Raw genomic sequence first — 18,902 nt, 5'->3', positions numbered from 1 at the left:
CTGGTCCACCCGATGAACACCGCTCCGGACACCACCCCCGACCCCGCCGACGCCGTGCAGGAGGTGCTCGCCGGCGCCCGCGCGCTCGCGCGCCGCCTGCGCGAGGTCCTCGCGCAGCTCACCGGCGACCCGGTCGAGTTCGACGAGCTCGTCCGCCGCACCGCCGTGCCGCGGCGCACCGTCGAGGACCTGCTCGCCGCCCTCGGTCCCGACCTGGAGACCACCGGCGGCGCCCACCGGCTGGCCCCGCGGGTCCGCGACCGCTACCGGGAGCGCTTCGCGCTGGACGAGCTGGGCGCGAGCGCCCCGGCCGGGCCCGACCAGCTGGCGCTGGTGCGGGAGTTCGTCGAGCGCGGGCCGCGACCGGTGACCGCGCTCGACCACGTCACCGCCACCCCGGAGACCGCGCTGCGCCGCGCCGAGTTCCTGCGCGACACCTACGACCTGTCCGGCAGCACGGTGCTCTGCCTGGGCGACCACGACCTGACCTCCCTGGCGCTGGGCCTGGTGGCGCCGTCGGTGCCGGTGACCGTCGTGGACGTCGACGAGCGGATCCTGCAGCACATCGACACCGTCGCGGCCGAACGCGGGTTCGGCGTCCGCACGCTGCACGCCGACCTGCGCTTCGGGGTGCCGCCGGCGCTGGAGGGCTGGGCCGACCTGGTGTTCACCGACCCGCCCTACACCCCCGAGGGCATCGGGCTGTTCGCCACCCGCGCCGCGGAGTGCCTGGCCGGACCGAACAGCCGGCTGCTCATCGCCTACGGCTACAGCGGCCGGACACCGGCGCTGGGGCACGGGGTGCAGCAGGAGCTGCTGCGGCTGGGCCTGGTGTTCGAGGCGATCCTGCCGGACTTCCACCGCTACTTCGGCGCGCAGGCCATCGGCAGCGCCAGCGACCTCTACGTCTGCCAGCCGACCGCGCGCACCCGCAAGCTCGCGCTGCGGCAGGCGCCCGGCATCTACACGCACGGCCCGCAGTCGGTGGAGGCGGCGGAGGCGACGGCGTCGCCGGAGCTCCTCGCGGCGATCGGCGAACGCCTCGGCAGCCCGGTGGCGTCGCTGCGCGAGCCCGGCTGGTCGCGGCCGATCAAGCGGCAGCCGCAGCCCCCGGTGTTCGACCTGCGGTCGGACCCGGGCCCGTGGCTGCTGCGCATGCTGCTGGCCACCGGCACCGAGCGCGCAGCGTTCCTGCTGGACAACAACCACCCGGACATCACCAGCGAACGCGCCCAGCGCGCGCTGTCCGAGCTGGTGGCGGCGAAGTTCCGGTTGCGCTTCCACCGCAGCACCCCGGACTCCGAGCACGCCCTCGTGGTCGCCGACGCGGTCGAGCCGGACTCGGTGGCCGGCTACCTGCTGCAGCGGGCGCACGGCAAGATCGGCAACGTGTGGCGGGAAGGCCTCATCGCGCACGTCGACCCGGCGCTGACCAAGCGCGTGGCGCGGGAGCGCGTCGCCGAGCGCGCCCCGGTGCCGGCCGACCTCGACCTCAGGCTCATCGACCTGCCCCGGCACCGCATCGCCGAGCTGCTCGAACGCTGCTGAGCGCTCAGGCCCTCGGGACGGGCATCGGGCCGCGGGCGATGAGCTCCCGGAACTCCCGCGCCGGCAGCGCGCCGGAGAACAAGAAGCCCTGGTAGGCGTCCACCCCGACCCCGGAGAGCACGTGGAACTGGGTGGCGGTCTCCACGCCCTCGGCCACGCAGTACCGGCCCATCGCGCGCGCCATGTCCACCACCGCGCGCGCCACCGCGAAGTCCGAGGCGTCGCCGCCGACCCCGGCGACGAACCGGCGGTCCACCTTGATGATCTGCGCGGGCAGGTCCTTCAGCCGCGCCAGCGACGAGTAGCCGGTGCCGAAGTCGTCCACGGCGAACCGCACCCCGCGCGCCACCAGCTCGCCCATCTCGTCGTGCGTGCGGGACGGCAGGTCCACCAGGGCGGTCTCCACCAGCTCCAGCACCACCCGGTCCCAGGCGATGCCGGTCTCGGCGACGGTGTCGGCGACCGCGTCCACGAACTCCGGCCCGCCCGGCACCAGCCCGGCCAGGTTCACCGCCACGCCCACCGGGCGCCCGACGCGCACCGGCCAGCTCGCCGCCTCCCGCAGCGCGGTGCGCAGCACCCAGCGGTCCAGCTCGCGCAGCAGGTCGCCCTGCTCCGCGACGGGCAGGAACGCGTCCGGGGCGAGCATCCCGCGGTCCGGGTGCGGCCAGCGCACCAGCGCCTCGGCGGTGACCACCACGCCGTCGGCGTCGACCACCGGCTGGTAGTGCAGCGCCAGGCCGTCGTTGTGCAGGGCCTCCCGCAGCTGCCCCTCCAGCTGCAGCTGCCGGTTCGCGGAGGCCATCAGCGCCGGGCTGGCCAGCGAGACCTTGCCGGCGCCGCGCTGCTTGGCCTCGAACATCGCCGCGTCGGCGAAGCGCAGCAGGTCCTCGCCGCCGGCGCTGTTGCCGTCGGGCACCGCGACCCCGATCGACGCCGACACCCGGATCAGCTGGCCGTGCACCGGGACCGCGGTGCGCAGCAGCCCGGAGACCCGGGTGGCCAGCGAGTCGACCCCGCCGACGGAGTCGACGTCCGAGCAGATGATCACGAACTCGTCGCCGGACAGCCGCGCCGCCGTGCACCCGTCGGGCAGCCCGGCCTCCAGCCGGCGGGCCAGCGCCACCAGCAGCTCGTCCCCGGCGTCGTGGCCCAGCGAGTCGTTGACCCGCTTGAAGTTGTCGATGTCGCAGAACAGCACCGCGGTCCGGTTCGAGTCGGCCCGCCCCAGCAGCCGGCTGAGCAGGTCCTTGACCGCGGTCCGGTTCGGCAGCCCGGTGAGGTCGTCGTGGGTGGCCTGGTAGCGCAGGGCCTCGGCGGCCCGCCGCCGCTCGGTGATGTCCTGGAACACCACGAGCCAGAAGTGGGTGCCGTCGTCCTGCACCGACGCGGAGGTGCGCAGCTCGCAGTACACCGGTTCGCCGTCGGAGCGCACCAGCACCCGCTGCGGCACCCGCCGCCGCAGCCCGGAGCTCTCCGCGGGCGAGGGCAGGCTGGTGTTCTGCTCGTCGGGGTGGGTGATGTCCTTCGCGCTCATCCCACGCAGCTGGTCCAGCCGGTAGCCGAGCAGGTCGCACAGCGCGTCGTTGGCGTCGACCAGCCGCTCGGCCCGGTCGAACAGCCCGATGCCGACCGGGGTGATGCTGACCAGGTCGGTGAACCGCTGGCTGGAGCGCTCCATGCGGGTCACCACGGCCCGCTGCTCGGTGACGTCCTGCGCGGTGCCGACGAGCACGTCCCGGCCGTCGGCGTCCTTGATCGCGGTGCCGTGCAGCCGCAGGATCCGGGTGGTGCCGTCGACGCGCACGTAGCGGTGCTCGACCTCGATCGGGTCGCCGTCCTCGATGAGCGGCCGCCACGCCCGCCGCACCCAGCTGCGGTCGTCCGGGTGCACCCGGTCCAGGTAGCTGTCGAAGGTGATCGGCGTGGTGTCGGGCTTGCCGATGATCTCGTGCAGCATGTTCGACAGCCGCATCACGTTGGACCGCAGGTCCCACTCCCAGGTGCCGAGCCGGGCGATGCGCTGGGCGTCCTGCAGCTTGCGCTGCTCGTCGCGCAGCTGACGCTCCAGCGCCCGGTGCGCGGTGACGTCCTGCACGGTGCCCTGCACCCGCTCGACCCGCCCGGCCCGGTCGTGCTCGGCCCGCCCGGTGCACAGGAAGACGCGCTTGCCGGCGCGGTCGCGCAGCTCCACCTCCAGCAGCTCGTCCTCCGGGGCGCTGAGCACGTCCTCGTAGAACTGGTGGGCCCGGGGCAGGTCGGCGGGGTGGGTCGCGTCGATCATCGACTGCAGGTCCGCGGTGCTCTGCGACTCGGGTTCGCCGAGGAACTCGGCGAGCACCGGGCTGCGGTAGACCTCGCCGGTCTCCGGGTAGTACACCCAGCTGCCGACCTTGGCGATGCGCTGCGCCTCGATCAGCCACCGGCGCTCGTCGTCCTCCGCGGCCTGCGCCGCGGAGGACCCGGTGTCGGCGAGGTCGGAGACGTCGACCAGGACGGTCACGCGCAGCCGCTCGTCGTCGGCGTGCGGCCAGCTCAGCGGGCGGACCGGGTGCGCCCCGTGCCGGGCGCGCAGCAGCGACACCGAACCGTTGCGGGTCACCAGGTCCGCGAGGCGGCAGCCGATCAGCGCCGCGGGAGTGCTCTCGCCCGCCAGCTTGGCCGCCTGGTCGGTGGCCCGGACCACGACGCCGTCCGCGGTGCTGAGCAGTGCGGGCGCCGCCGGCAGCGGCAGCAGCGCGAACTCCTCGGAGCGGGCAGCGGCCAAGCCGAGGCCGCCGGAGGTCGTCCGGGTCCTCTCGCTCCGCTCGGTCAACAGCTCTCCTCCTGCGTCGCAGCCGCGCGGCCGATGCCCGAACCCGCACACCACTCGCGAAGGAGTGATCTGCGACACAACGGGTCGTGCGGCTGACAATACCGGCCACTGCACCCGCGGTAACGCCATGGTCCCGCTGCCGGTCAGTGGAGTCCCTGGAGAGGTGACGACCTTCGCCCGACATGATGACGCCGGACCCGGGAATCTCACCGACGCACAGGGCCGGGGAGCCCGATCGGCTCCCCGGCCCTGGCGACGTCACGGCCCCGCGTCACATCCGGACGACGCCCTCCGCGCGCGCCGCCTTCGCCACGGCGGCGCTGACCTCGGGCGCCACCCGCGGGTCCAGCGGGCTGGGCACGATGTGGTCGGCGCTGAGGTCGTCGGCGGCGACCGCGGCGATGGCCTCGGCGGCCGCGACCTTCATCCCGTCGGTGATCGCGCGGGCACCGGCGTCCAGCGCGCCCTTGAAGATGCCGGGGAAGGCCAGCACGTTGTTGATCTGGTTCGGGAAGTCGCTGCGCCCGGTGGCGACCACGGCGGCGTGCCGCCGCGCGACCTCGGGGTGGATCTCCGGGTCCGGGTTCGACAGCGCGAACACGATCGCCCCGTCGGCCATCGTCGCCACCAGCTCCTCGGGCACCTGCCCGACCGACACGCCGATGAAGACGTCGGCGCCGCGCAGCGCCTCCGCGGGGCCGCCGGTGGTCCCGCGCGGGTTGGTGAACCCGGCCAGCTCCTGCTTGATCGGGGTCAGCCCGTCCCGCCCGGCGTGGATGACGCCGCGGGAGTCCAGCACGGTGATCTCGCCGACCCCGGCGGTGTGCAGGATCTTCGCGCAGGCCACCCCGGCGGCGCCGGCACCGGAGATCACCACGCGCAGCGAGCTCAGCTCGCGGCCGGTGACCCGGGCGGCGTTGCGCAGCGCGGCCAGCACGACCACGGCCGTGCCGTGCTGGTCGTCGTGCATGACCGGGCAGTCCAGCGCCTCGGAGACCCGGCGCTCCAGCTCGAAGCAGCGCGGCGCGGAGATGTCCTCGAGGTTGACCGCGCCGAACGACGGGCGCAGCCGGACCAGGGTCTCCACGATCTCGTCGACGTCGGTGGTGTCCAGGACCAGCGGGATCGAGTCCAGGCCGGCGAAGGACTTGAACAGCGCGGACTTGCCCTCCATGACCGGCAGCGACGCCCGGGGCCCGATGTCGCCCAACCCGAGCACCGCGGTGCCGTCGCTGACCACGGCCACCAGCCGCTGCGTCCAGGTGTAGCGGTCGGCCAGCGCCGGGTCGCTGGCGATCGCGCGGCTGACCTGCGCCACGCCGGGCGTGTAGGCGATCGAGAGGTCGCGCGGGGTCGCCAGCGGGGCGGTCACCTCCACGCCCAGCTTCCCGCCCTCGTGCGCGGCGAAGATCTCCTCGTTGGTCAAGTCGGCACCGCTCGTGGTGCGGTCGATGGTGGTCACGGCGTCCCTCCTGTAGCCATGCCTGCGGCCCGAGCACAATGTCCGGGCCGGGCGGAGGGCGGCCTGGAGCCGCCCGGAGAAAGCCACCGCTGCCTGGGCGTTCCGGCATGCGGTGTGTGTGGGACCGAGCTCTGCTGTCCCGGTCGGACAGCGGCTCGGCGGACGCTGCGGTTCGAACAGTGTGCCAGTCTTCCCGATCGATGTCAGCGACCGGGATCACACCGGTTGACCAGGGACTTCAACAGGAAGTCAACGAAATTCGGCAGTACGCGCGTTCGATTTTCACCCGACGGAGATCAATCCGTACGTACGTTTTCCCGGAATTGGGGCGCAGCAGTTCTCGTGGTTCCCGTGGTGCGCGAGTTCCGCCCCTGGCGCGGCACCCACCGCGCCGCCTCCTAGGCTCTCGACCGTGCAGGCACGTCGACTCGAGAACACCGGCGCCATCGAATTCGTCCCGAACGTCTTCCCCGACCACCGCGGCCTGTTCGTCGCACCGTTCCAGGAGGCGGCGTTCACCGAGGCCCTCGGGCACCCGCTGCGGGTCGCGCAGACCAACCACAGCGTGTCCGCTCGCGACGTCATCCGCGGCGTGCACTTCGCCGACGTGCCGCCCGGGCAGGCCAAGTACGTGTACTGCCCGCGGGGCGCGCTGCTCGACGTCGTGGTCGACATCCGCGTCGGCTCGCCCACCTTCGGCCAGTGGGACGCCGTGCGCCTCGACTCCGAGCAGTACCGCGCCCTCTACGTGCCGGAGGGGCTCGGGCACGCGTTCCTCGCGCTCACCGACGACACGGTGATGAGCTACCTCTGCTCCACGCCCTACAACCCCAGCGCCGAGCACGGCATCAACCCGCTCGACCCGGAGCTCGCGCTGCCCTGGGACGACCTGGCCGGCGACCCGGTCCTGTCCGACAAGGACCGCGCGGCCCCCACCCTCGCCGAAGCGGCGGAGCAGGGGCTGCTGCCGGACTACCAGGCCTGCCTCGCCCGCTACGAGGAGCTCCGCTAGCGGACGGTCGCGTGGGCGAGGACGGAGAGCTCGGAGGGGCGCAGGCTGTCCGTCCGCTCCCACGGCGCCGGATCGCGGCCCGCCGCCGGACGTGCCGAACGGCGCTGAGGACCGGCACCCGCCCGCAGGCGCTTTGGGACCGCTAGCGCAGCCGGCCCGGCCGGGGCCACAGCCGCCAGCGGACGACGCCGAGGACCTCGGCGGGCCCCAGTTCCCGCGAGTCCGTCGAGCCGAAGGTGTTGTCGCCCTCCACGTGCCAGCCGCCCTCCTCGCGGCGCACCGCGCGCTTGACCGACAGCTGCTCCGGGCGCTGCGCCCACCGGACGAGCACGAGGTCCCGCGGCCGGGCCCGCCCGCGCACGCGCACCAGCACGACGTCGCGGTCGCGCAGCGTGGGGGCCATCGACGGCCCCCGCACCAGCACGCGGCGCCAAGGCCATGGGCCGAGGGATCTCACAGTCACCTCCGATGGGACGTCGCGGATCTTCAAGAGTAGGGTCGGCTCTGTCGGAGCACTCACTGTCAGGGAGGAACCATGCGACTGCTGTCGCGAATCCTCGGCCCTCGCCTGGAGGCGACCGCGCACTGCGATCTTCCGTGCGGCGTGTACGACCCGGCCCAGGCGCGCATCGAGGCCGAGTCGGTCAAGGCCATCCAGGAGAAGTACCAGGCCAACGAGGACCCGGAGTTCCGCACTCGGGCGATCCTGATCGCCGAGCAGCGCTCCGAGCTGGTCAAGCACCACCTGTGGGTCCTGTGGACCGACTACTTCAAGCCGCCGCACTTCGAGAAGTACCCGCAGCTGCACGAGCTGATCAACAAGGCCACCAAGGCCGCGGGCGCCACCGGCACCAAGGGGTCGATGGACCCGAAGACCGGTCAGCAGCTGCTGGACTACATCGCCGAGATCGACAAGATCTTCTGGGAGACCAAGCAGGGCTGAGGTCCCAACCACGACGCCGACCGGTGAAGCGTTCGCCGGTCGGCGTTCTTCGTGTCTGGACCCGGCGACCGACGAGGCGCCTCCTCAGCGGTCCTCAGTGCGCACGTCCGTCCCCTCAGCACCGACGCGTCCCAGCTGTCCCCACACCCCGGGACGACCGGGGAGCCGCCCCTCTCCCGCACTCGCAGGAGGCGCGACGCCCCCAGGCCACCGTCGGCGACGTGACACGTCCTCGGGCACGCCGGACGCGGCGATCGCACGACCGGCACCCGAGCGAGTCGGGCACCGCCGAGACCCGTTCGCGCGGACCACGCCTCGGCCGAGGCGCTCGCGCTCGTCGGCCGCCGGACCCGTGTCCGCAGTGGACGGACCGCCGGAAAACCGGGTGCGCGGGGTGATCGCGGTGTCCACACTCCACTGCCGTGCACGTTCGTGGACCTGACCGCCTCGACCGGCTCCGGCTCCCCGACGGCCGGCACCTCGCCTGGGCCGAGTGGGGGCCGCCGGACGGGACTCCCGTGCTGCTCTGCCCTGGCGCGGCGACGAGCCGCCGGCTCGGGTTCGGCACCGACCTCGTCGACGCGCTCGGTGTCCGGTTGGTCTCGGTGGACCGCCCGGGCCTCGGCGCCTCGGACCCCGCACCGCGCCGCACGCTGACCGACTTCGCCGCGGACATCGCGGAGCTGCGCCAGGCCGTGCTGGGGGCGGCCCCGCTCACCGTCGTCGGCCACTCGGCGGGTGGGCCCTTCGCGCTGGCCTGTGCGGCCGCGGGCGTGGCGACGCGGGTCGCGGTGGTCGCGGGCGCCGACGAGTTCGCCTCCTCCGTCCGCGGCCTGCCGGACGACCTGCGGGGCCTGGTCGACCTCGCCGCCGCCGACCCGGCCGCCGCGGAGCGGGCCTTCGCCGAGTTCGGCAGCGCTGAGGCGCTGTGGCAGCTGATCACCCGCTCCAGCCCCGAGGTGGACCTCGCGGTCTACTCCTCCCCCGGGTTCGCACCGGTCTTCCGGCGGGCGATGGCCGAGGGCTTCGCCCAGGGCCCCGCCGGGTACGCCCGCGACACCCTCCTGACCACGTCCCGCTGGCCGTTCGCCGTCGCGGACGTCCGCACGCCGGTCGACCTCTGGTACGGCGAGCTCGACACCAGCCCCAGCCACTCCCCCGACCACGGCAGCACGCTCGCGCGGCGTCTCCCGCACGCGCGCCGCCACCTCGTCGCACGAGCGGGCGGATCGCTGCTCTGGACGCACGCTGAGGCGATCCTGCGCAGCCTCGTGCCCTGACCCACCAGCACCGCCCCACGCGCCCGCGAGAGGGCGTCTCAGGACGTCCTGGGACGCCCGCAGCGCCGTGGCGCCGGCGCGAGGAGGAGTGCGCTCCGCGTTGTGTGGTTACCCCAGGGCTGTGGGACAGGACGAGCACCGCGTGTACCTCCTCCGGCACGGCACCACCGCGTGGTCCCAGACCGGCCAGCACACCAGCCGCACCGACGTCCCGCTCACGGTGGAGGGTGAGCTGCGGGCGCGCCAAGCCGGGCAGACCCTGACCGCGCTGCGCCCCGCCGGGCCGGTCGCGGTGCTCGCGAGCCCGCGCCAGCGCGCGCAGCGCACCGCGGCGCTGGCCGGGCTGGCCGACATCACCACCGAACCCCTGCTGGCCGAGTGGGACTACGGCGACTACGAGGGCCTGACCACCGCGCAGATCCGCGAGCAGGTCCCGGACTGGACGGTGTGGACGCACCCCTGCCCCGGCGGCGAGACCGAGGAGCAGGTCACGGCGCGGGCCGACGAGCTGCTGGCCCGCATCGCCGGGATCGGCTCCGACGTGGTGCTGGTGGGCCACGGCCACTTCAGCCGCTGCCTGGTCGCCCGCTGGCTCGGCCTGCCCGCCTCCGCCGGGGTCCGGTTCGCGCTGGACCCGGCCGGGATCACGGTGCTGGGCCGCGAGCACGGGACCCCGCAGATCGAGCGCTCCAACATCCCGCCCTGGCAGCAGGGCTGAGCCCCGCGGAACGCCTCCCAGGCGGCCATATGCTGGCCCGGTAGGCGACACCCGTGGAGGTAGTGGATGATCCGCCGTGCCACCGAGGCCGACGTGCCCGCCATGGTCGAGCTGGTGCACGAGCTCGCGCGCTACGAGGAAGCACCCGAGCAGTGCCACCTGACCGAGCAGCAGCTGCGCGACGCGCTGTTCTGCCCGAACCCGGCGCTGTTCGGCCACGTGGCCGAAGTGGACGGCGCGGTCGTCGGGCTCGCCCTGTGGTTCCTCAACTTCTCCACCTGGGAGGGCGTGCACGGCATCTACCTGGAGGACCTCTACGTGCAGCCCGAGCACCGCGGCAGCGGCCTGGGCAAGGCCCTGCTGCAGGCGCTGGCGAAGGAGTGCGTGGACCGCGGCTACGCGCGCCTGGAGTGGCAGGTGCTGGACTGGAACGAGCCGGCGATCGGCTTCTACGAGGCGGCCGGCGCGATCCCGATGGACGGCTGGACCGTGTACCGCCTCACCGGCGAGCCGCTGCGCGCGTTCAGCGCCTGAGCTCAGCTCTCGCGGTCGGCGTCGGGCGGGTTGTTGCCGTAGTACGACCACCGCCGCCCCTCGCGGTTGAACATGAACCACAGCACGGCGATCGCCGGGACGGCGAGCGCCAGGCCGATGAGCGGCTGACCGGAGGGCCCGGTGGCGTACCAGGCGATGCCGAGCAGGATCAGCTGCAGCAGCAGCGCCGGGGTGCGCGCCCAGTGCTTGCCCTTGAGCATGCCGATGCCCGCGGCGAGCACGCCCGCCGACAGCAGCGTGAAGTACCCGGCTTCGCCGTAGGTCTGGGTGGGCCCGAACTCCCCGACCCCGCCGACCGCGGAGGTGCTGCGGATGAGCAGCGCGATGACGAACACGAACCCCGCCGTGGCCTGCAGCGTGGTGAGGACGCCGGCGACGCGCACGGTGCGCGGGACGGTCTCGGTCGACACGGTCGCGGTTGCCTTCCGGGAGCGGGGGGATGTCGGTGACTCTGCGTATGCCCCGCCCATGGTAATACCGCCCGAACGACGCATGGCTGGGACTGTGGTCTCGCGCGATGATCAGCGCATGGCTGCCACGGCGAGCGCGGGTTTCGGGGTGCCCGCTCCCGCCGTGCGCCCGACCGGCCCGGGCGGACGACGGGCGGGTGCGCTCCGGGGTTGCGCACCCGGTTCTCCCCGGGTCCCGGCGGTGGTCAGCGGCGCGGCGCACCCGCTCCTGGTGCCCCGGCCCGCCCGCACCGCCCTCGTCGGGCACCGCGGCCGGTACCGGTGCGCTTCGCGACGGAAGGAGGCCCGGCGGGAGAGCTGAACCACTGGACGGTGCACGGACGCCCGCGGGCCTCGCCTAGGCTGCGGGTGTGCGCGCCGTACTCGTCGTCAACCCGCAGGCGACGTCCACCACCGCGGCCGGCCGGGACGTGCTCGCCCACGCGCTGGCCAGCGAGCTGAAGCTGGACGTCGTCGAGACGCAGTACTGGGGCCACGCCGCCGACGCCGCGCGCACGGCTGTCGAGGACGGCGCGGACCTGGTCATCGCGCACGGCGGCGACGGCACGGTGAACGAAGTGGTCAACGGCATGTTCGCGGCGGGCGACGTGGGCGACCGGGCGATGCCGACGCTGGGCGTGGTGCCCGGTGGTTCGGCGAACGTCTTCGCCCGCGCCCTCGGGCTGCCCAGGGACCCGGTCGAGGCCACGCACCGCTTGCTGCGCGCGGTGGCGGAGGGCAGCCGCCGCTGGGTCGGGCTCGGCCGCGCCGACGAGCGCTGGTTCACCTTCAACGCGGGTGTGGGCTGGGACGCCGAGGTGGTCGCCCAGGTGGAGCGGCTGCGCTCGGCCGGCCGGAACGTCTCCCCCGCCCTGTACGCCCGCACCGCCCTGGCCTGCTACGTGCGGATGGCGCGGCAGGAGCCGAAGCTCACCTTGCGGATCGGTGACGATCCTCCCGTCAGCGGGTTGCACAGCGTGTTCGTCTCGAACACCGACCCGTGGACCTACCTGGGCTCCCGACCGGTGCGGATGAGCCCGGAGACCAGCTTCGACACCGGCCTGGGGGTCTTCGCGCTGCAGGACATGCGCGCTCACTCTGTGTTACGACATGTAGCGGAGATGTTGCGCGGTAGAGCGAAACCACACGGGAGAAACTCCATTCAGCGTGCGGACGTGGGGCATCTCCGCGTAACCTGTGTGGAGCCGTTGCGCCTGCAGGTCGATGGCGATTGCCTGGGTGAGCGGACGGAGATCGAGTTCTCCTCAGTCCCGGACGCTCTCCGCGTCGCCGTATAACCTTCACGTAACGGATGGACGTAGTTATCGGCACGCGGCCCCCGCTCGCGACCGATGACACACCGAAACCCCTGGTCAAGGCCTGTCGATCTTTCAGGTGAGTTCTCTCACGACGCGAGATCGAACTCTTGACATCGCGGCAGTTCGTGAAAGCATTCACAAGCGCACGGACTCCGTGAAAGCATTCACAAACACCCCGAACGAACGAGCGGCGCGCGTTGGCGCGCCTAGCGAGGAGCAAGGAACGATGGACTGGCGCCACGATGCGGTTTGCCGTGACGAGGACCCGGAGCTGTTCTTCCCCGTCGGGAACAGCGGTCCTGCGCTGCTGCAGATCGCCGAGGCGAAGGCCGTATGCCGCCGTTGTCCGGTCGCCTCCGAGTGCCTGGCCTGGGCGCTGGAGAGCGGGCAGGACGCCGGTGTCTGGGGCGGCATGAGCGAAGACGAGCGGCGCGCGCTCAAGCGGCGCAACGCTCGCACCCGGGCGCGCACCAACGCCTGAGGAACCGAGCTCACTGACGACGTGGCGGGTCGATCACACCCCCGGTGATCGACCCCACGTCCGCCCCAGCGGCGAGCAGAACGGCCTCGCACCGAGAAGAAGACCCGATCACCCGACGAGACCCGGCCGATCCGCGTCGATGTCGGCCCCGGAAGGACCGCCCAGCTCACAGCTCGTTCGAGCGATCGGATCCGGGATCCCGACCCGATCGGCCGCGATGCGACCGCCCCGCCGTCGCATCACCGAGATCGACGCACCGCGCGGCGCCCGACCCACCGGGCAGACGTCAGCGCCGGTACTTCAGCGGAACCCGCAACACCGCCTCGGTACCCCGCTGCCGCCCGCGACCGCGCAAGCTCAACGACCCTCGGAGCTCTGATTCCACGAGGGTCCGCACGATCTGCAGGCCGAGGCGTTCGGCGCGCTCGAGGGAGAACCCCTTCGGCAGGCCGCGACCGTCGTCGGAGATGACGACGTCGAGCCAGCGCGCCGAACGCTCCGCCTGCACCACGACCTCACCGCCCGGCCCGTCCGGGAAGGCGTGCTCGAAAGCGTTCTGGACCAGCTCGGTGAGCACCATCACCAGGGGTGTCGCCAACTCGGCGGACACCACACCGAACCGGCCTTCGCGACGCACCTTCACCCCGGTCTCGGCCGCGGCGACATCGCTCATCATGGGGATCACGCGGTCGACCACGTCGTCGAGGTCGACCCGCTCGTCCACCGACATCGACAGCGTCTCGTGCACCAGCGCGATCGACGTGACCCGCCGCACCGACTCGTCCAGCGCCTGGCGCGCTTCGGCGTTCCCGGTCCGCCTGCCCTGCAACCGCAACAGCGCGGCGACCGTCTGCAGGTTGTTCTTGACCCGGTGGTGGATCTCGCGGATCGTCGCGTCCTTGGACATCAGCGCGCGGTCGCGGCGCTTGACCTCGGTGACGTCACGCACCAGCACCAGCGCACCCGCCTGCTGCCCGCGCGGCCGCAGCGGCAGCGCCCGGAACAGCACCGTCGCGCCGCGCGCCTCCGCCTCGATGCGCATGCTGGGCTGCCCGCCCATCGCGCGCCGCACCCGCTGCGCCACCTCGTCGGCGTCGAACGGGTCGTTGAGCAGCGACCTGGTCAGCGGGGCGAGCTGCGCCCCCACGAGGTCCGCGGCGTGGCCCATCCGGTGGTAGGCCGACAGCGCGTTCGGGCTGGCGAACACCACGGTCCCGGAGCTGTCGAGCCGGATGAGCCCGTCCCCGACCCGCGGGCTGGTGTGCACGTCGGGCGCCGGCTCCGGGGTGGGAAAGGTGCCGTCGGCGACCATCTGGCACAGGTCCGCGGCACTGCCGAGGTAGGAGATCTCCAGCGGGCTCGGCACCCGCGGCACCGCGAGGTTGGTGTCCCGGCTGAGCACCGCCACGATCTCCTCGCCCAACCGGACCGGGATCGTCTCGCGGCGCACCGGGACCCCGAGGTGCCAGCGCGGGTCCTCCTCGCGGCAGATCCGGCCCTCCAGGGCCGCGCGCCGCAGCTGCGGGTGCTCCTCCTGCGTGACCTCGCTGCCCACCACGTCCTCCGGGTGCGCGGTGGGGGCCGTCGTCGGCCGGGCCTGCGCCACGCACAGGAAGCGGGTCTCCGGGGCCGCCTCCGGGCCGACCGGCACCCACAGCAGGAAGTCGGCGAAGGACAGGTCGGACAGCAGCTGCCACTCGGCGACGACGAGCTGCAGGTGGTCCGCAGCGGCGCCGGACAGCCTGGTGTGCTCGGCGAGGAGGTCGCTCAGCGTGGACACGACCAACTCCCCCCTCGGGTCTCCTCGGCCATCGCTACCTCCTCACCGCGCCCCCACGGGCCCTCGCCTAGGAAACCACGAGCGGAACCACCCGCCAGCGGCAGGTGGTGGGCATGTCAGACTGGAGGCTCGAAATCCCCAGCGGTGACCGGGTGGCTCCGCCGCCCGAACCGGCCTGGTCGGAAGCCGAACTCGAGGAGATCCCGATGGGCAAGCGCGCTCGCAAGAAGAAGGACCGGAAGAAGAACAAGGCCAACCACGGCAAGCGCCCCGGCGCGTGAGCAGCGGCGCCGGCCGTCGAACGCAGGAACGGCCCCGGACCAGACGGTCCGGGGCCGTTCGCGTGTCACGGGTCTGAGCACGCCGCTGAGCGGTCACTCCCAGGGCGGCTGCTTGGTGCGCACCTCCACCGAGGTGCCGTCCGGACCGCGCTCGACGGTCACGTCGGCCTTGCGCAGCACGGCATCGCGGATCGACGCCCGGAGCCGCTCCTTGAGCTCCTGCGGAGCGTGCTCGGTGCACTTGCGGTGCAGCAGGGCCTTGATCTGCTCCTCGATGCCGAAGTGCTCCAGGCAGCTCCCGCACCCGTCGAGGTGCTGCTGCACCGCGGCGCGCCGCTCCGGGTCGCACTCGTTGTCCAGGAAGAGCCACACCTCGGCGAGCACGTCCTCGCAGGAGTCCTCGTGATGGTGTTCACCGCAGCTCATGAAGTGCTCACCTCCCGCTGGGTCTCCCGCAAGAAACCGCGGTCGCGGGCGACGTCGGTGAGCATCTCACGCAGCTGCCTGCGACCACGGTGCAGCCTCGACATGACGGTGCCGATGGGCGTGCCCATGATCTCGGCGATCTCCTTGTACGCGAAACCTTCCACGTCCGCGAGGTAGACCACCATGCGGAACTCCTCGGCCAGTTGCTGGAGCGCCGCCTTCACGTCGGTGTCCGGCAAGCGGTCCAGCGCCTCGACCTCAGCACTGCGCAGCCCGCTGGAGGTGTGGTTCTCCGCCTGCGCGAGCTGCCAGTCCTGGATCTCCTCGGTCGGCTGCTGCTGCGGCTGGCGCTGCCGCTTGCGGTAGCCGTTGATGTAGGTGTTGGTGAGGATGCGGTACAGCCAGGCCTTCAGGTTGGTGCCCTGGGTGAACGACTTGAACGCGGAGAACGCCTTGAGGTAGGTCTCCTGCACGAGGTCCTCGGCGTCCTGGGCGTTGCGCGTCATGCGCAGAGCCGCACCGTAGAGCTGGTCCAGCAGCGGCATCGCGTCCCGCTCGAAGCGCAGTGCCCGCTGCTCGTCGGTCTCCTCGGTGCGGTCGTCCGGGGCCACGTCCGGGTGCTCTGGGGTGCTTGGCACCGGGCTCCTTTCCCGCCGCCTGGACGAGGTGACAACAGGCGACGAACCCATGCGGTCGTTCGCATGGTCCAGCTCCGAGGATACGCGTGCCTGCCTGCGACTACCTGGCGACAGCTGTGCACGCTCCGGGCGGTCCAGCACGCAGGTGTTCGTCGAATCCATGGTCACGCTTCGTCCAACGCGGTACCCGTGTCCCGGTATTCCACCCTCTAAGGTGATCCGCATGGCAGGCAAGGCCACTCCCGCCACCGCGCTGCTGGTCAAGCGCGGGGTCCAGCACCAGGTGCACGCCTACGACCACGACCCGCGCGCCGAGTCCTACGGACTGGAGGCCGCCGAGGCGCTCGGCCAGCCCCCGGAGCGGGTCTTCAAGACGCTGGTCGCCGAGGTCGACGGCACGCTCGTGGTCGGCGTGGTGCCGGTCACCGGGCAGCTCGACCTCAAGGCGCTCGCCGCCGCGGTGGGCGGGAAGAAGGCGAAGATGGCCGAGGTCGCCGCGGCCGAGCGCGCCACCGGCTACGTCGCCGGCGGCATCTCGCCGCTCGGGCAGAAGAAGCGGCTGCCGGTCGTCATCGACTCCTCCGCGACCGCGTTCGACACCATCTACTGCAGCGCCGGGCGGCGCGGCCTGGAGATCGAGCTCGCCGCTGCGGACCTGGTCCGGCTCCTCGACGCCGTGCTCGCCGACATCGCGGGGTGAGGGTCCCGGCAGGGGCGTCGGGCGGTGGGTGACAGGAAGGTTCCCATCCTCACGTCAGGAGCGCGCGGAGTGACAGGAAGGTTCCCATCCTCACGCCAGAGCGCGCGGGATGACAGGAAGGTTCCCGTGCTCCACAGCCCTGGCCCGGGGACGGCGCCTCGGCGTCTAGTCGATGAGGCGGAGCACGCGCCCCAGCCACTCCTGGGCGGCCCGGTAGACGGCATCGACGTCGGCCTTCAGCGAGTGGTCGCCGGGGACCAGGACCACCTCGCGGTTGTGCGACGGCTCGGGCTGCCCGAAGGCGTCGCGCTCGCCCTGCACCACCAGCACCGGCGCTTCCACCGCGTCGAGCTCCGCCAGCCGGGACTTCTCCGGCTTGCCCGGCGGGTGCAGCGGGAACGCCAGGCACAGCACGGCCGACGCCTCGCCCTGCTCCGCGGTCCGGCACGCCACCCGCGCCCCCGAGGAGCGGCCGCCGAAGATCAGCGGGAGCTCGGCGAACCAGCGTTCGCCGAGGTCCTCCGCCACCGCGAGCCACGCCGCGTCGAGCTGCTTGGCCGGAGCCGGGGCACGCCGACCCGCGACCCGGTACGGCTGCTCGACCAGCGCCACGTGCACCCCGGCCTCCGTGGCGGCGCGGGTGACCGCCACCAGGTCGGGAGCGGCGATGCCGCCGCCCGCGCCGTGCCCGAGCAGCAGCGCGGCACGGACCTCCTCAGCGCAGTGCAGCTCGGCCCGGGCCGGGCCGTGCGGGGTGTCGACCTCGACCCTGGTCATGACTCGAACAGCGCTGCTTGCTCGGCCGGTTCGGGCACCGGTTCGACCTGCCGCAGCAGGCCCGGGTGGTTGTTGCGCATGCTGTTCACCTCGGTGGAGACGGGGTGGAGCACCAGGTCATCGAGCATCCCCGCTGCCGGCGTCAACAGCTCGCCGATCTCGGTGCGCTGCGGGTCGAGCCAGTCCGCCCAGCGGTCCCGCGGCAGCACCAGCGGCATGCGGGGGTGGATGTCGGCCAGCTCCCCGACGGCCTCGGTGGTGACCACCGCGCAGGTCACCAGGGGCCGGTCGGTCGAGTCCGGCGCCCACCAGGCGGAGAACACCGCGGCCATCGCCAGGCTCGCACCGTCCCGCCGCCGGCACAGGTAGGGCTGCCGCCGCCGGTCACCGGGCCGCCACTCGTACCAACCGGTCGCCGGCACCAGGCAGCGGCGGCGCCGCGCGGACTCGGCGAACGCGGGCTTCGTGGTGATCGACTCAGCCCGGGCGTTGATCATCGGCGGGCCACTGCCGATCTCCTTCGCCCAGGTCGGGACCAAGCCCCACCGCACCGGTCGGATGCTGCGCTCGGCGCCGCGCTGGACGACGATCGGCACCGTCTTCGTCGGAGTCACGTTGAAGTCCGCCAGCACCGCTCCGTCGGTGCGGTCGGTCGCCGCGAACTCCTCGGCCAACGCCGCCGGATCGTGCTGGACGGCGTACCGACCACACATCAGAACTCACCCCGTGTCGCGCTCCGCCGGTTCACCTCGGACCGGGATCCAAACCTACCGCCTGCGGCTGCGGGTCGAGCGGAACGCGCTCGACGAGCTCGGCGCCGTTGTTGCGGACGTTGTTGACCGCAGTGGACACCGGGCGCAACTCGAGCGAGGCCACCAGGTCTTCCGGCGGCGGGGCGAGCAGGTCGGAGACGTCCGGCTGGTCCGGGTCGAGCCAGTGCTCCCACGCGGTGCGCGGCAGCACCAGCGGCATCCGGTCGTGCACCTCGGTCAGCTGGCCGACCGCGCTGGTGGTGAGCACCGAGCAGGTCACGAGCGGTTCGGCGTCCTCGGACTGCGGGTCGCGCCAGGTCGCGAAGATGCCCGCGAGCGCCAAGCTGGAACCGTCCGGGGAGGTCATGAAGAACGGCTGCTTGCGGCTGCCTTCGCGCTTCCACTCGTACCAGCCGTCGGCCGGCACCAGGCACCGGTAGCGCTTGATCGCGGTGCGGAACGCGGGCTTGGTCGTCACCGTCTCTGACTTGGCGTTGATCATCCGGCTGCCGATGGACCTGTCCTTGGCCCACGGCGGCACCAGGCCCCAGCGCATCACGCGCACGCTGCGCTCGGTGCGGTCCAGGTCCCGCTGCCCGGACTCGTCCTGCGGGTGCCGCTGCACCACGGTCAGCACCCGCTTGGTCGGCGCGACGTTGAAGTCCGCGCCGGGAGCAGCGCCCCCGGTCCTGTCCAGGGCGGCGAACTCGGCCGCGAGCTTGCCGGGGTCCTTCGTGGAGGCGTACCTGCCGCACATGCCCGGTCGAACCTCCGTCACCTCGCACGGTGTGGTCAACCCCATCCTGGCAGCCCAGATCGTCCCAGGCGAGCGACGCGCGCCGACCTCGGCGGCGCCGGCGGTGACAGGAAGGTTCCCATGCTCCACAGGCCCGCCGCGCGACAGGAAGGTTCCCGTCCTCGCCGCGGCCCCCGGGATGACAGGAAGGTTCCCTTCCTCACCCCGCC

Annotated in this window: 20 protein-coding genes; 10 read left to right on the top strand and 10 right to left on the bottom strand. The window is 72.8% G+C overall.

Annotation, left to right across the window (positions count from 1 at the left end; genetic code table 11):
- Positions 1 to 12 precede the first annotated feature (12 nt).
- A complete protein-coding gene (locus HNR68_RS07605; RefSeq protein WP_179718973.1) occupies positions 13 to 1,548 on the top strand; it encodes a bis-aminopropyl spermidine synthase family protein in 1,536 nt (511 codons plus the stop codon).
- Positions 1,549 to 1,552: 4 nt separating this feature from the next.
- Here HNR68_RS07605 and HNR68_RS07600 read toward each other — a convergent pair whose 3' ends face one another.
- Both HNR68_RS07600 and HNR68_RS07595 read right to left on the bottom strand, forming a co-directional pair.
- Positions 1,553 to 4,363, bottom strand: a complete 2,811-nt coding sequence (locus HNR68_RS07600) for a sensor domain-containing protein (protein WP_380573218.1) — start codon at positions 4,361 to 4,363, stop codon at positions 1,553 to 1,555.
- A 271-nt stretch (positions 4,364 to 4,634) separates the two neighbouring features.
- Positions 4,635 to 5,825, bottom strand: a complete 1,191-nt coding sequence (locus HNR68_RS07595) for a malic enzyme-like NAD(P)-binding protein (protein ID WP_179718971.1) — start codon at positions 5,823 to 5,825, stop codon at positions 4,635 to 4,637.
- A gap of 412 nt (positions 5,826 to 6,237) precedes the next feature.
- Here HNR68_RS07595 and HNR68_RS07590 point away from each other — a divergent pair, with 412 nt between their 5' ends.
- Complete coding sequence (locus HNR68_RS07590; protein WP_179718970.1) at positions 6,238 to 6,837, top strand: dTDP-4-dehydrorhamnose 3,5-epimerase family protein; 600 nt, start codon at positions 6,238 to 6,240, stop codon at positions 6,835 to 6,837.
- 142 nt (positions 6,838 to 6,979) lie between these two features.
- On the opposite strand, the gene HNR68_RS07585 is transcribed toward HNR68_RS07590, so the two are convergent.
- A complete protein-coding gene (locus tag HNR68_RS07585; protein WP_380573219.1) occupies positions 6,980 to 7,294 on the bottom strand; it encodes a S24/S26 family peptidase in 315 nt (104 codons plus the stop codon).
- A gap of 78 nt (positions 7,295 to 7,372) precedes the next feature.
- Here HNR68_RS07585 and sodN point away from each other — a divergent pair, with 78 nt between their 5' ends.
- From sodN to HNR68_RS07565, 4 genes are all read left to right on the top strand, one after another.
- Positions 7,373 to 7,780 (top strand): superoxide dismutase, Ni, encoded by a 408-nt coding sequence (sodN, locus tag HNR68_RS07580; protein ID WP_179718966.1) that lies wholly within the window; start codon positions 7,373 to 7,375, stop codon positions 7,778 to 7,780.
- A gap of 422 nt (positions 7,781 to 8,202) precedes the next feature.
- Entirely contained in the window at positions 8,203 to 9,060 is an 858-nt protein-coding gene (locus HNR68_RS07575; protein WP_179718964.1) for an alpha/beta fold hydrolase, read from the top strand.
- Positions 9,061 to 9,181: 121 nt separating this feature from the next.
- Entirely contained in the window at positions 9,182 to 9,778 is a 597-nt protein-coding gene (locus tag HNR68_RS07570) for an acid phosphatase (RefSeq protein WP_179718962.1), read from the top strand.
- Positions 9,779 to 9,844: 66 nt separating this feature from the next.
- A complete protein-coding gene (locus HNR68_RS07565) occupies positions 9,845 to 10,312 on the top strand; it encodes a GNAT family N-acetyltransferase (RefSeq protein WP_179718959.1) in 468 nt (155 codons plus the stop codon).
- A gap of 2 nt (positions 10,313 to 10,314) precedes the next feature.
- Here HNR68_RS07565 and HNR68_RS07560 read toward each other — a convergent pair whose 3' ends face one another.
- Positions 10,315 to 10,743 (bottom strand): hypothetical protein, encoded by a 429-nt coding sequence (locus tag HNR68_RS07560; RefSeq protein WP_179718957.1) that lies wholly within the window; start codon positions 10,741 to 10,743, stop codon positions 10,315 to 10,317.
- Between the two features lie 410 nt (positions 10,744 to 11,153).
- Between HNR68_RS07560 and HNR68_RS07555 the strand changes: the two genes are divergently transcribed.
- Together HNR68_RS07555 and HNR68_RS07550 are read left to right on the top strand one after the other, a co-directional pair.
- Complete coding sequence (locus HNR68_RS07555) at positions 11,154 to 12,080, top strand: diacylglycerol kinase family protein (protein WP_179718955.1); 927 nt, start codon at positions 11,154 to 11,156, stop codon at positions 12,078 to 12,080.
- 247 nt (positions 12,081 to 12,327) lie between these two features.
- On the top strand, positions 12,328 to 12,582 hold the full coding sequence (locus tag HNR68_RS07550) for a WhiB family transcriptional regulator (RefSeq protein ID WP_179718953.1): 255 nt from the start codon (positions 12,328 to 12,330) through the stop codon (positions 12,580 to 12,582).
- A gap of 286 nt (positions 12,583 to 12,868) precedes the next feature.
- Here the strand turns inward: HNR68_RS07550 and HNR68_RS07545 are convergent, their stop codons facing one another.
- Positions 12,869 to 14,362, bottom strand: a complete 1,494-nt coding sequence (locus tag HNR68_RS07545) for a histidine kinase N-terminal domain-containing protein (RefSeq protein WP_179718951.1) — start codon at positions 14,360 to 14,362, stop codon at positions 12,869 to 12,871.
- 206 nt (positions 14,363 to 14,568) lie between these two features.
- Here HNR68_RS07545 and HNR68_RS27575 point away from each other — a divergent pair, with 206 nt between their 5' ends.
- Entirely contained in the window at positions 14,569 to 14,643 is a 75-nt protein-coding gene (locus tag HNR68_RS27575; protein ID WP_380573233.1) for a 50S ribosomal protein bL37, read from the top strand.
- Between the two features lie 93 nt (positions 14,644 to 14,736).
- Here the strand turns inward: HNR68_RS27575 and rsrA are convergent, their stop codons facing one another.
- Both rsrA and HNR68_RS07530 read right to left on the bottom strand, forming a co-directional pair.
- The gene (gene rsrA / locus HNR68_RS07535; protein WP_179718950.1) at positions 14,737 to 15,069 is read right to left on the bottom strand and encodes a mycothiol system anti-sigma-R factor; all 333 of its coding nucleotides are present in this window, start codon (positions 15,067 to 15,069) and stop codon (positions 14,737 to 14,739) included.
- Positions 15,066 to 15,707, bottom strand: coding sequence for a sigma-70 family RNA polymerase sigma factor (locus tag HNR68_RS07530; protein ID WP_179718948.1), 642 nt, complete (start codon positions 15,705 to 15,707; stop codon positions 15,066 to 15,068). Before HNR68_RS07530 ends, rsrA begins: the two co-directional genes overlap by 4 nt.
- A gap of 223 nt (positions 15,708 to 15,930) precedes the next feature.
- Between HNR68_RS07530 and ybaK the strand changes: the two genes are divergently transcribed.
- A complete protein-coding gene (gene ybaK, locus HNR68_RS07525; protein WP_179718946.1) occupies positions 15,931 to 16,407 on the top strand; it encodes a Cys-tRNA(Pro) deacylase in 477 nt (158 codons plus the stop codon).
- Positions 16,408 to 16,572: 165 nt separating this feature from the next.
- Here ybaK and HNR68_RS07520 read toward each other — a convergent pair whose 3' ends face one another.
- The 3 genes from HNR68_RS07520 to HNR68_RS07510 are packed head-to-tail and all read right to left on the bottom strand — an operon-like array spanning position 16,573 to position 18,693.
- Positions 16,573 to 17,184 (bottom strand): alpha/beta hydrolase family protein, encoded by a 612-nt coding sequence (locus HNR68_RS07520; RefSeq protein ID WP_179718944.1) that lies wholly within the window; start codon positions 17,182 to 17,184, stop codon positions 16,573 to 16,575.
- Positions 17,181 to 17,897: an SOS response-associated peptidase gene (locus HNR68_RS07515; protein WP_179718942.1), complete on the bottom strand. Its 717-nt coding sequence runs from the start codon at positions 17,895 to 17,897 to the stop codon at positions 17,181 to 17,183. The genes HNR68_RS07520 and HNR68_RS07515 overlap by 4 nt, the downstream gene beginning before the upstream one ends.
- Positions 17,898 to 17,928: 31 nt before the next feature.
- On the bottom strand, positions 17,929 to 18,693 hold the full coding sequence (locus tag HNR68_RS07510) for an SOS response-associated peptidase (RefSeq protein WP_179724752.1): 765 nt from the start codon (positions 18,691 to 18,693) through the stop codon (positions 17,929 to 17,931).
- Positions 18,694 to 18,902 lie beyond the last annotated feature (209 nt).

The organism is Saccharopolyspora hordei (genome assembly GCF_013410345.1).
Taxonomy (GTDB): Bacteria; Actinomycetota; Actinomycetes; order Mycobacteriales; family Pseudonocardiaceae; genus Saccharopolyspora; species Saccharopolyspora hordei.
The sequence above is the reverse complement of the archived record's forward strand: the minus strand, read 5'-3'. Positions and strand labels throughout refer to the sequence as shown.

Bases quoted from the DNA above. Each gene is read 5' to 3' on its own strand.
- sodN (WP_179718966.1), top strand. From the start codon at position 7,373: ATGCGACTGCTGTCGCGAATCCTCGGCCCTCGCCTGGAGGCGACCGCG.
- HNR68_RS07515 (WP_179718942.1), bottom strand. From the start codon at position 17,897: ATGTGTGGTCGGTACGCCGTCCAGCACGATCCGGCGGCGTTGGCCGAG.
- HNR68_RS07520 (WP_179718944.1), bottom strand. From the start codon at position 17,184: ATGACCAGGGTCGAGGTCGACACCCCGCACGGCCCGGCCCGGGCCGAG.
- HNR68_RS07510 (WP_179724752.1), bottom strand. From the start codon at position 18,693: ATGTGCGGCAGGTACGCCTCCACGAAGGACCCCGGCAAGCTCGCGGCC.
- HNR68_RS07565 (WP_179718959.1), top strand. From the start codon at position 9,845: ATGATCCGCCGTGCCACCGAGGCCGACGTGCCCGCCATGGTCGAGCTG.
- rsrA (WP_179718950.1), bottom strand. From the start codon at position 15,069: ATGAGCTGCGGTGAACACCATCACGAGGACTCCTGCGAGGACGTGCTC.
- HNR68_RS07605 (WP_179718973.1), top strand. From the start codon at position 13: ATGAACACCGCTCCGGACACCACCCCCGACCCCGCCGACGCCGTGCAG.
- HNR68_RS07550 (WP_179718953.1), top strand. From the start codon at position 12,328: ATGGACTGGCGCCACGATGCGGTTTGCCGTGACGAGGACCCGGAGCTG.
- ybaK (WP_179718946.1), top strand. From the start codon at position 15,931: ATGGCAGGCAAGGCCACTCCCGCCACCGCGCTGCTGGTCAAGCGCGGG.